Source organism: Pseudomonas sp. NY15354, assembly GCF_048068075.1.
Taxonomy (GTDB): domain Bacteria; phylum Pseudomonadota; class Gammaproteobacteria; order Pseudomonadales; family Pseudomonadaceae; genus Aquipseudomonas; species Aquipseudomonas guariconensis_C.
Map to the genome: position 1 here is coordinate 60,490 of NZ_JBLUPV010000023.1, position 10,561 is coordinate 71,050.

Sequence of the window (10,561 nt, forward strand, 5' to 3'; positions counted from 1 at the left end):
GGCCGCGCAGCCCCGTTATAGCTCGATGCTCATGCCGTCGAAGGCGACTTCCACGCCGCGGCGCTGGACTTCGGCCCGTTCGGGCGAATCTTCATCGAGAATCGGGTTGGTGTTGTTGATGTGGATGAGCACCTTGCGCTGACGCGAGAAGCCATCCAGCACCTCGAGCATGCCGCCGGGGCCGTTCTGCGCCAGGTGGCCCATCTCGCGGCCGGTGCGGGTGCCTACACCGCGGCGCTGCATTTCATCATCCTCCCACAGGGTGCCGTCGACCAGCAGGCAGTCGGCGCCATGCATCATCTGCAGCAACTGCTCGTCGACCTGGCCAAGGCCTGGGGCATAGAACAGCTTGCCGCCGGTACGCAGGTCCTCGACCAGCAGGCCGAGGTTGTCGCCTGGGTGCGGATCGAAGCGGTGCGGCGAGTAGGGCGGTGCGGCGCTGCGCAGGGGGAAGGGGGTGAACCTGAGGTTCGGGCAGGCCGGGATGACGAAACTGCCCTCGAGCTCGATGCGGTTCCACACCAACCCGCCGTTCCAGTGACTGAGCATGGTGAACAGCGGAAAACCAGTGGTCAGGTCCTGATGGACCATCTCGGTGCACCAGACCGGGTGCGGGCAGCCTTCGCGCAGGCTGAGCAGGCCGGTGGTGTGGTCGATCTGGCTGTCGAGCAGGACGATGGCGTCGATGCCGGTATCGCGCAGTGCGCGGGCCGGCTGCATCGGCGCGAAGGCCTGGAGCTGGGCGCGGATATCCGGCGAGGCATTGCACAGAATCCAGTGCTCGCCATCGTCCGACAGCGCGATGGATGACTGGGTACGCGCCGTGGCGCGCAAGGTGCCGTCGCGGTAGCCCTTGCAGTTGGCGCAGTTGCAGTTCCACTGGGGAAACCCGCCACCGGCGGCCGAACCAAGAATCTGGATGTACATGGCTGCTCTCTATCCGAAAAACCGTTGCCAAAAAACGCAAACGCCCCGGCGGGCCGAGGCGTCGAATTGCAGCGATGCTTAGCGGTTGGCGAAGTACATGGTCACTTCGAAGCCGATACGCAGGTCAGTGTATGCAGGTTTGGTCCACATGGGCGTTCTCCTTCCGGATGAGGTTTGGGTGGTCAGCTACTTGTTTGGCGCCGCCTTGGGGAGGAGGTTCCATTGGCTGAGATTGCGCTATCTTACAAGAAAAATTTGTACCGAAAGGTTAATTATTCGAAAAGTGCCATTGCAGTCTCCGTAACAATCCGGATGTGTTCAGTGCCATTGGGCATCTGGCGCCGGAGCGTTGGCCAGGCACAGCCAGCCATGCTCCGCTGTCAGCAGGTGCTGCCTGAGCTGATCCAGATGCGTTTGCTCTGTCATCAGGATAGACCGCCTCAGCGCGGCCAGATCATCGCTTTCCATGGCCAGGTACGTCTGCCATGCCCACTCTGCGACCTCGGCATTGTTCATGGCACGTTCATCGAGTTGAGCGATGAGCGTCTCGCGGGCATATGAATCGAGCGGCAACTCCTGCTCCAGCAGGTGCAAGAGGTGGTTGAGGATCTGGGCGTGGCTGGCGTGGGGCGATTGCACGCCGAAGAGCAGACCACCGAGCCCCTCGAGCTGACGAAAGGTACTGAACACGGCATAGCCCAGCTGCAATTCGACACGCAGCCGCTGGTAATACGGGCCTTGCAACAGATGGGCAAGCAGGCGGCCAGCGGCTTGCTGATGGGCGGGCAGTGGGCAGAACAGCAACAGAGCCTGTTCGCTGCCTGGGGTCTGGAGCGCATGCCAATGGCGACCTGGGAGCGATGGCGGCGCCTGGCGCATGTCAGGCCCGCCCATCACGCCTTGAAGCACGTCAGCCAGGACGGTTTGTTCGGCATCGGCAAAACCCACCGCCAAGCCCTGCCAGCGCGCTGTTTGCCACGTCGAGTCCAGCAAGGCTTGGTTCAGCGCACCGTCATCGGCGGGTTGTGGTTTGTCACGGTGGATCGCATCGGGCAGTGCCTGGAGCAGGGCGCGGATCGGTATCAGCGCAGGCTTGGGCGCTGGCGCGCACTGCCAATCGTCCATGGCGGGTTGGTGTAGCTGCGCGAGCGCTTCGTTGAGCGTGCGAATCACGGCCTCTGGCGCGCCTGCGCAGCGCAATTGCCAGGCAGTGCCGACAGTACTGAAATCCAGCTGGACCGACGCCCGCTCGGCGCGCTCGACCAAGGGTCGTATCGAGTGCTCGAGCACCGCCTGGAAACGCTGGCCCAAGGGGGAGGCGACCTGCCAGCGTAGATAGAGCGCAGCGAATCGGCGTGCAGCTGGCAGGCTGTCGCTGATCGTCAGATTCACAGGCAGTGCTGTCTGCGCATGCTGGGGAAGCGTTGGCAGCAAAAGCGGCTCGGCCGGTGGCAGTTGCCAATGGCCTTGGTTGTGGCCCGGCAGGCTGTTCAGCAGCGCTCGCAGGGCTTCGAGTCCTTGTTCATCGAGCTGGCGCAAAGGCTGGCCCGTGCTATCCCGACGCGCCAATTCCAAGGCACTGGCAGCCTGTGCGCGACGTAGCTGCAAATGGGCATGCTCGCGGTTCAAGGCCTTGTGATCGGTCTGGCGCAGAAAACCCAGCCAGCCATGCAGTGAGGCCAGGATCTCGGTTGGCGAGGCGTCTTCGCTGACTTGCAGTTGGACAGTCCAAAGCAACTGCCCGGCATGGGCGTAAAGGGGTTCGGCCTTGAAGCTGCGCAGCCAGCCGCGCTGGCGCAGGTAGGCCAGCCAGCCGCCGGGTCGGTTGTCGCTCAGGCAGGCGAGCAGCAATTCCAGGGCTGGTTCGGCGCCTTGGGGCAGGTGCTCGTGGGCAAACAGCAGGTCCAGGCGATCATCGATCCGCACAGGGGCTGGCTGTGCACTCTGTAAAAGCGTCGGGGGCACAGCTTGCGAGACAGCGTCGCCAGTGGCGAACAACAGGCCAAAGCGCATGCCCAAGGCTTGAAGGTCGTCCAGCGACTGTGGCCCGCACAGGCTGAGTGCCATTTGTCCGCCTTGGTAGTAGCGCTGATGGAACTGGCGCAGCGCCAACTGGAATGCGGGTGCCTGGATGGCCAGGGTGTATCGATTGCCTGCGTGGAAACCGCGCAGCGGATGCCCCGGGGCGACGCGCTGCAGCAGAGCGAACTGCCGTTGAGCTTGCAGGTTGCGCGACCAGGCGATGAACTCTGCGTGAATCACTTCCCGCTCACGGCGTTGGCGTTCGATGCTCAGATCCGGCTCGGCCAGCATCTGGCACAGGCGCTCCAGGCCTCCGGCCAATGCGTGGGGTGGGACTTCGAAGAAGAAATCGGTGGTGCGTTCACGGGTGCTGGCGTTGACCTGGCCACCCAGGCCTTGCACGTAGCGCATCAGGCCGTCTGCCAGGGGGAAACGCTCGGTGCCGAGGAAGAACAGGTGTTCGAGAAAGTGCGCGAGTCCCGGCCATTTCGCCGGGGCGTCATGGCCGCCGGCATGCACCCGGATGGCCGCGGCAGCGCGTTTGAGGCGCGGGGCATGGCGCAGGGTCAGTTGCAGGCCATTGGGGAGCGTGAGGTGGCGAGTGGCGTCAGGCATGGGGTAATCCTAACGCATTTGCCAGACCTGACCGGCCCTGATCTGTTGTTCCGCGATCGGGCCGCGACGCGGCCCCAACGCGTTTCAGGCGTCACGCAGATGAAGCTCGCAGCGCAAGTCGGTCAGGTAGGGAAATGCCTTGCGCCCTTGTACCAGTTGCTCGTGGTCAAGGTCCGCCACCAGCTGGCACTCCTCCCGCCCGGCGATTGCCAGAAAGCTCCCATCTGGACCGATGATGCTGCTCTGGCCGCAGTACTGGATCTCATCCTCGGCCCCGCAATAATTGGCGTAGACGAGGTAGCACTGATTCTCCTGGGCCCGCGAGCGCACGGTGACCTGGCAGGTGAAGTCGTAGGGCAGCATGTTGGCGGTGGGTACCAGGATCAGTTCGGCGCCGTCCAGCGCCAGGCGTCGGGCGTTCTCCGGGAACTCGATGTCGTAGCAAATCAGCATGCCGAGCTTCCAGCCATCCAGTTCGACCACCGGGAAGTGATCGGGACCCGGGCTGAACATCGAGCGATCCAGTTCGCCGAACAGGTGCGTCTTGCGGTAGTTGCACAGGCTGCGGCCGTGGCTGTCGATCAACTGCACGCTGTTGTAGAGCGCGCCATCCTCGCCTCGCTCCGGGTAGCCATAGGCGATGGCGATGCGATGGGACTGGGCGATGTCGACCACGCTCATGGCCGACGGACCGTCGTTGGGCTCGGCCAGGCGCTGCACAGCGCCCAGGCCGATGTTGTAACCCGTCAGGAACATCTCCGGGCACACCAGCAACTGCGCACCGCTGGCGGCGGCCAGTTGCGCCTGCTGCTGCAGGCGCTCGAGGTTGCCGGGTACGTCCAATGGCCTTGGCGCGCCTTGGTACAGGGCGATGCGCATGGTGTCTCCTCGTGTCAGTCCGGCAGGGCGATCGGGCCGAGGTCATGGAAGACATCGCCTGGCCCCGGGTTTTCAGGATGGGTCTTGCCACCGAAGTGGTTCATGATACCCCACACCGCGTTCAGCGATGTCTGCACCGCGCCTTCCACCCAGGCTGGGGTCCAGGACACGTCGTCGCCGGCAATGAAGATGCCCCGTTGCTCGGCAGGCATGTCCTGCTGCATGAAGTGTGCGTACATGCGCTGGTTGTAGCGGTAGTGCCCTGGCAGGGCGCCCTTGAAGGCGCCGAGGAAGTAAGGGTCCGCTTCCCAGGAGATCGTGATCGGATCGCCGATGATGTGTCCGGCAATATCGGTTTTCGGGTAAATTTTCTTCAGGGCGTCGAGGGCCAGTTGCACACGTTTTTCGGTCGGGTGCGGCAGCATCTTCAAGGCGTCGCTCATCCACGCGTAGGACAGGCAGATGACGCCCGGTTTGTCGTCGCCGTTGTCGAACAGGTAAGTGCCACGGGTCAGGCGGTCGGTGAGCGTCATGCTCATCAGGTCGCGGCCGGTTTCCGGGTCCTTGTCCTTCCAGAACGGCCTATCGACCATGACGAAGGTCTTCGACGACTGCATGTAGCGGGTGCGGTCCAAGGCCATCCACATCTTCTGCGAGAACAGCGACTCCTCGCAGTCGATCTGGGTGGTCAGCAGCCAGGTCTGACAGGTGGCGAGCACCGCGGCGTAGTTGCGGGTGTCGCCCCAGGTATCGGTGACCGCCAGGCTGCCATCGGTCGCGCGGTGGATGCGCGTGACCCCGCCGCGTGGCGCGCCGCCATGCAGCGAGCTCAGGCTGGTGCCGGCTGGCCAGTGGGCGCAGCGCTCGGGCACGTGACGCCAGATGCCCTGCGGCACTTGCTCGACGCCACCGACCACCAGGTGCTGGTGGTCGTCACAGTTGGTCATCACCACGCGGAAGATTTCCAACATCGAATTGGGGAAGTCCGAGTCCCAGCCACCGGTGCCGAAGCCAACCTGTCCAAAGACCTCGCGGTGCTGGAAGCTGAGCTTGGCGAAGGAGCGCGAAGTGGCGACGAAATCGTAGAAGGTGCGGTCGTCCCACAGAGGAACCAGGGTGTTCCACAGCTCTTTCAGGCGCGGTACATCGCGATCACGAATGGCTTGCTGGATCTCGCTGAACTGGGCGCCGCTCTCCAGAGCGTCGGCCCAGGCATCGGCCACTTCCTGGAACAGGGCCGGCAGGTCCGAGATCTTTTCGGCGTAGTAGGTCTGGCCTTCCAGGTCGATGACCGTGCTGCCGGAGGCGGGGGTCAGTGGGTTCGGGAAGGGCTTGGTTTCCAGGCCCAGCTTGTCGACGTAGTGATAGAACGCCGTGGAAGACACCGGGAAGCGCATGCCACCCAGTTCGGCGACGATGCCGTCGGTGCCGTTGAAGGACTGCGAGCGCAGGCGCCCGCCCAGCTTCGAGGCTTCGTACACCACTGGCTTCAAGCCCAGCTTCATCAACTCGTAGGCCGCCACCAGACCTGCGATTCCGCCACCGACGATCGCCACTTCTTCGCCGTGACGCTCGGCCGGAATGCTGCCCAGGCCGGCCGGGTGTTCCAGCCAGTCGTCAAAGCCGAAGGGGAAGTCCGGGCCGAAGATGGTGACAGGTTTCTTGCCGTCGACGGGGTGGCGGTTTTTCTTGTTCATGTGATGACCTTGCCAGGAGGCTGCGCAGAAGGCGGAGCCTGAGTATAGAAAATGTCTGGAGGCCATTTTATGAAGCGGGACGTTCGTAATTAAGGTGCAGAGTGGCGTCGTTATGCAAAATTTATCGTCTTAATGAATGCTTGAACATGCAGAGTGACGAATGTTTCTCGGCGGGGGCAACGACGCTTTCGTTTCGAGGTTGAATGATCAGCCCGGTTGGCCCCGGTCGACTTTGCTGCTGAGGATGATGGAGGTGGTGGTTTTCTCGACACCCTCCAGGCTGCCGATCTGATCGAGCAACTGGTCGAGTTGTTCCGGCGAGTCGCTGCTCAGCCATGCCACATAATCGAATTCGCCACTGACCGCGCACAACTGCTGCACCTGCCCCATGGCGCTGAGGCGCCGCACGATGTCTTTGCCTGAGCGCGGCTGTGCCTTGATGCCCACATAGGCTTGCAGACCACCCCCGAGCATCCGTTGTCCCAGACGAACACCGTAGCCGGTGATGATCTTGCTCTTCTCCAGCCGCTCCAGGCGGGAGTTGACGGTGGTGCGGGCAATGCCCAAGTGCCGGGCGAGAGTGGCGACGCTTTCCCGGGCATTGATCTGCAGCAGAGAGATCAGCTGGCGGTCGATTTCGTCGAGGGTGATGGAGCGGGCGTCGGGCATGGAGAATCTCATTGGAAGGCTTGGTTGGGCTTGAGCACGGAGCGAGTGATGAATGTGCTTACTTTAAGAATTTGGGGCATTTCGTTAAGATTACCGCGCTTTACGCTGCGTCGCGCCATGCAACCAGCTGGCCGATCTACGACAGTTTTGACAGGTTTATTGTTTCCGTCGCGATGGCCTATGCGTAGACTCGCCTCGGATTCCGCGCACTCAAGGCAGATGAATGCCGCGAGCAGATTGAGACAGGGGCACGAGTGAAAACGGTATTAACTTACGGGACATTCGATCTGTTCCATGTCGGGCACCTTCGCCTTCTGCAACGTCTTCGGGCATTGGGGGATCGTCTGATCGTGGGCGTCTCTACTGATGAGTTTAATGCCTCCAAAGGCAAGCAGTGCGTTATACCATTCGAGCACCGTTGTGAGGTGGTCCGCAACCTGAAGCAGGTGGATCTGGTCATTCCAGAGTCCTGTTGGTCTCAGAAATTAGATGATATTTGCCGATATAAGGTGGATGTTTTTGGAATGGGGGCGGATTGGCAGGGTAAGTTTGATGACCTCGGTGAGTATTGCGAGGTTATTTATCTGGAACGTACCCAAGATATCTCTACGACCCACCTAAAGAATGTCTTGGCAGACTTGAGATCGGACAACATTGCGCGCCTAAAGGATGCCTTGGATGTGCTCCAGACTGTAGCAAGGGAGTTCCGTTGATGCTACGAAAACTGCTCGAGAAGTTTTTACGCAAGGATCCTCTTCGACTAAAAGTCATCGCCTACCATCTGGCAGGGCTGATTCCGCGGCGTTCGGACTTGTGGGTGTTCGGAGCTCATGGTGGGCGGCTGTTTTCTTGCAACTCCAAGTACTTTTATCTCGATGCCCGGAAGCGTTTGCAAGGCGCAGTTCGTTGCGTCTGGATCAGTCGTGATCCTCTGTTGGTTCAGTCCATGACGGCAAGAGGCTTGGATGCAGCCTACTTATTCTCCTGGCGCGGCATGTGGAGTTGTCTTCGGGCCTCGGGATATTTCATCAATGTTGGACTTCGAGATATTAGCTTCACACTCTCCAAGGGCGTGGAAGTCGTAAATTTATGGCACGGCATTCCGCTTAAGAAAATCGAAATGGACGATGAGCGTCGTAGTAAAAAGCAGGCTCGTCGTACATTGCAGAGGTCGGGAGGCTCTTGGGGAGCATTTTTCAACCCCAAAAAATACGCAGAGTATTCCTATATATTGGCAAGCTCCGAATATGTAGCAGACTACGCTATGAAGTCGGCGTTCGGATTACCTGCTTCGCGCTGTCTTCCCTTTGGCTTTCCTCGGACCGATCTGTTCTTTTATTCGCGTGTGCAACTTTTGGATCATATCCAGGCGTACGAAGCGTCCGACGTAAACAGCATGGCCAACTCGCTACAAAAGTTTCAAAAGACATTCATCTACATGCCGACATTCCGAGATGATGGTAAGGATTTCGTGCAGGCCGCGGGCATCGACTTTGAGGATCTGGACCGGCGCCTCGGTGAGCAGGGTTATGGATTGTTCCTGAAGTTTCACCCCTCAACTCGCCTTGATACAAAAGCCTTGGCATCGCTGTGCAACATCACTGTTCTGGACAAGGACCTGGATGTTTATCCGCTGCTGCCTCTGATCGACGTATTGATAACCGATTACTCGTCTATCTACTTTGATTTCCTTCTGCTTGATCGACCCATCGTGTTTTTCCCATTCGATTTGCCGGCGTATCAGCGAGATTGCCGCTCATTGTATTTGGACTATGAGAGTCACACCCCCGGAATAAAAGTTATGGATTACTCCGCCTTGCGAGATGCGCTGTTCCACCGCCACGATGACTGGGCTTTAGGGCGCGCTGAGATGAGGCGACTGTTCTGGGGCACTTATTCAGGCGATGCATCCCTGCGGTTGGGTCAACGGTTCGCTGCCCAAGTCAGAGCTGAGGCTCTGTCCTAAAAGCTGTTGGGGCTAAGGTCCAGACAGCAAAAAGCCGCGCAATGCGCGGCTTTGTCGTATCTGGTGGGCCCACACGGACTCGAACCGTGGACCAAAGGATTATGAGTTGCCCGGCCAACCGATATGCCTAGCGAAACCACTCAAAGCAGAGCGTAGGCTAGCATAGCTGGAGGCCATGTAACACTTGCCGTTGAGCGTAATTTAGAAAAGCTTGGCCAAGCTGGGCAATGTACCTTGGCTGTACTGTTTTTGCCGGTTACTCGGTATAGGTATGCGTTCCTGTAGATTCCACTGATCGCGTGCAGTGCCACCGTCTAGCAATCGAGCGGCATGCTTTCTGTTACCCGGCCGATGAATAGCAGCTGTGGCTTCTAACATTCGGCGATCCGGTTGGGAAATTGCACCTGACTTGACCAAGCGCTTGCATCCCACTTGACCACCTGTTTGCATTCGATTTGACCAAGGCATTTGCCTCGGATGTGACCAGCCCACGGTACGTCTTGACCGGCAGCTATCGACCCAGGCTGTGTGAAAACACCTGCGATTGTCTAACCTTCTGATCGTCGAGATCGTGGCGGGGACGATCATGAAGCGGTTCATTGAGGGTGAGGCCCGGACGCAAGTCACGCTGCTGCCGGAGTGTCTGGATGATTACATCGCCGAAGAAAACCCTGTTCGGGTGGTTGACGTTTTCGTCGATGAACTCGACCTCGGAGCGCTCGGGTTCGAAGGTGTCGATCCGGCTGCAACGGGTCGTCCGGCCTACCATCCAGCAGTCCTGCTGAAAATCTACATCTATGGCTACCTCAACCGGATTCAGTCCAGCCGCCGGCTTGAGCGCGAGGCAGAGCGCAATGTTGAGCTGATGTGGTTAACGGGCCGGTTGGCTCCTGACTTCAAAACGATTGCCGACTTTCGCAGAGACAACGGCAAAGCCATTCGTAGCGTCTGCCGGCAATTCGTAGTGCTTTGCCGCTACCTCAATCTTTTCTCCCAGTCGATCATTGCCATCGACGGCAGCAAATTCAAAGCCGTAAATAACCGCGACCGCAACTTTACCCAGGGCAAGATCAAGGCGCGCATGCAGCAGATCGAGCAGAGCATTGACCGCTATCTTGCGGCGATGGATTCGGCGGATCGGGCAGCGCCCGAGGCGCCGAGACCAAGGCTGAACGGCTGGCGGAGCCCCTATTGAGGTACGTATCTGGCATCTCAGATGCGTTACATATGCCTTAAATGTTGGTTCTAGTTTTTTCTACAGGTCCTGAATGGCCGTCTTCTATTTCAGAAATATTTTCGAAAAAGGAAGATCCCCGGCAGGCCGAGGCGTGAAGTTGCATTAGAGATTTAGCGATTAGCAAAATACATAGTGACCTCAAAGCCAATGCGCAGGTCAGTGAATGCAGGTTTTGTCCACATAATATGGCTCCTTTTGGAAAAGTGGGGGTATGATCTCACCCCTATCAGTTGGGACTCATATAGATGGGGTCAAATAATCTTACAAGAAGACTGCCCGTCTAACTCTGTCGGTTTTGGAGAAAGTCTTTTGCAAGTAACGCAACAAATCAGGCTCATTGGAACGCTAGAGGTGATCTTGCCCAGTCCCAGTGGACACCCCGTTAAGCGATAAACTGCAACGAGGTGAATCATGGCAAGACAAGCAACCCCAATGAAGCAGACCCGCACCCGCCATTCCCAAGCCTACAAGGACGAAGCGCTGGCTTTGGCCGAGCGCATTGGCGTCAGCAAGGCTGCCGAACAGCTCGGCCTGCATGCTTCCCAGCTC

Annotated in this window: 8 protein-coding genes and 3 pseudogenes; 4 read left to right on the forward strand and 7 right to left on the reverse strand. The window is 59.3% G+C overall.

Annotated features, from left to right (window positions below; genetic code table 11):
* Nucleotides 1-15 precede the first annotated feature (15 nt).
* The 6 genes from pqqB to ACNFCH_RS19385 form a co-directional block, all read right to left on the reverse strand.
* On the reverse strand, nucleotides 16-927 hold the full coding sequence (pqqB, locus tag ACNFCH_RS19360) for a pyrroloquinoline quinone biosynthesis protein PqqB (protein WP_196165371.1): 912 nt from the start codon (nucleotides 925-927) through the stop codon (nucleotides 16-18).
* Between the two features lie 78 nt (nucleotides 928-1,005).
* Nucleotides 1,006-1,077, reverse strand: coding sequence for a pyrroloquinoline quinone precursor peptide PqqA (gene pqqA / locus ACNFCH_RS19365; RefSeq protein ID WP_003243383.1), 72 nt, complete (start codon nucleotides 1,075-1,077; stop codon nucleotides 1,006-1,008).
* Between the two features lie 168 nt (nucleotides 1,078-1,245).
* The gene (gene pqqF, locus ACNFCH_RS19370) at nucleotides 1,246-3,564 is read right to left on the reverse strand and encodes a pyrroloquinoline quinone biosynthesis protein PqqF (protein ID WP_416743330.1); all 2,319 of its coding nucleotides are present in this window, start codon (nucleotides 3,562-3,564) and stop codon (nucleotides 1,246-1,248) included.
* 84 nt (nucleotides 3,565-3,648) lie between these two features.
* Entirely contained in the window at nucleotides 3,649-4,443 is a 795-nt protein-coding gene (locus tag ACNFCH_RS19375) for a carbon-nitrogen hydrolase family protein (protein ID WP_416743332.1), read from the reverse strand.
* 14 nt (nucleotides 4,444-4,457) lie between these two features.
* Nucleotides 4,458-6,140 carry a flavin monoamine oxidase family protein gene (locus ACNFCH_RS19380; RefSeq protein ID WP_337159225.1) on the reverse strand — a complete coding sequence of 561 codons (1,683 nt, stop codon included), beginning with the start codon at nucleotides 6,138-6,140 and terminating at the stop codon, nucleotides 4,458-4,460.
* Nucleotides 6,141-6,347: 207 nt separating this feature from the next.
* Nucleotides 6,348-6,809 carry an Lrp/AsnC family transcriptional regulator gene (locus tag ACNFCH_RS19385; protein WP_196165375.1) on the reverse strand — a complete coding sequence of 154 codons (462 nt, stop codon included), beginning with the start codon at nucleotides 6,807-6,809 and terminating at the stop codon, nucleotides 6,348-6,350.
* A gap of 254 nt (nucleotides 6,810-7,063) precedes the next feature.
* On the opposite strand from ACNFCH_RS19385, the gene ACNFCH_RS19390 reads away from it, so the two are divergent.
* The 3 genes and pseudogenes from ACNFCH_RS19390 to ACNFCH_RS19400 all read left to right on the forward strand — a co-directional run.
* Nucleotides 7,064-7,522, forward strand: a complete 459-nt coding sequence (locus ACNFCH_RS19390) for an adenylyltransferase/cytidyltransferase family protein (protein ID WP_337159226.1) — start codon at nucleotides 7,064-7,066, stop codon at nucleotides 7,520-7,522.
* Nucleotides 7,522-8,739: pseudogene (locus ACNFCH_RS19395) on the forward strand (CDP-glycerol glycerophosphotransferase family protein); the annotation flags it as partial. The gene ACNFCH_RS19390 and the pseudogene ACNFCH_RS19395, both read left to right, overlap by 1 nt.
* A 622-nt stretch (nucleotides 8,740-9,361) precedes the next feature.
* Nucleotides 9,362-9,943, forward strand: a pseudogene (locus tag ACNFCH_RS19400) (transposase); the annotation flags it as partial.
* 179 nt (nucleotides 9,944-10,122) lie between these two features.
* Here the strand turns inward: ACNFCH_RS19400 and pqqA (ACNFCH_RS19405) are convergent.
* Nucleotides 10,123-10,194 carry a pyrroloquinoline quinone precursor peptide PqqA gene (gene pqqA, locus ACNFCH_RS19405; RefSeq protein WP_003253598.1) on the reverse strand — a complete coding sequence of 24 codons (72 nt, stop codon included), beginning with the start codon at nucleotides 10,192-10,194 and terminating at the stop codon, nucleotides 10,123-10,125.
* Between the two features lie 229 nt (nucleotides 10,195-10,423).
* Between pqqA (ACNFCH_RS19405) and ACNFCH_RS19410 the strand changes: the two are divergent.
* A pseudogene (locus ACNFCH_RS19410) lies at nucleotides 10,424-10,561 on the forward strand (IS3 family transposase); the annotation flags it as partial.

Coding starts and splice junctions, on each gene's coding strand:
- ACNFCH_RS19385 (WP_196165375.1), bottom strand. CDS start 6,809: ATGCCCGACGCCCGCTCCATCACCCTCGACGAAATCGACCGCCAGCTG.
- ACNFCH_RS19375 (WP_416743332.1), bottom strand. CDS start 4,443: ATGCGCATCGCCCTGTACCAAGGCGCGCCAAGGCCATTGGACGTACCC.
- pqqF (WP_416743330.1), bottom strand. CDS start 3,564: ATGCCTGACGCCACTCGCCACCTCACGCTCCCCAATGGCCTGCAACTG.
- ACNFCH_RS19380 (WP_337159225.1), bottom strand. CDS start 6,140: ATGAACAAGAAAAACCGCCACCCCGTCGACGGCAAGAAACCTGTCACC.
- pqqB (WP_196165371.1), bottom strand. CDS start 927: ATGTACATCCAGATTCTTGGTTCGGCCGCCGGTGGCGGGTTTCCCCAG.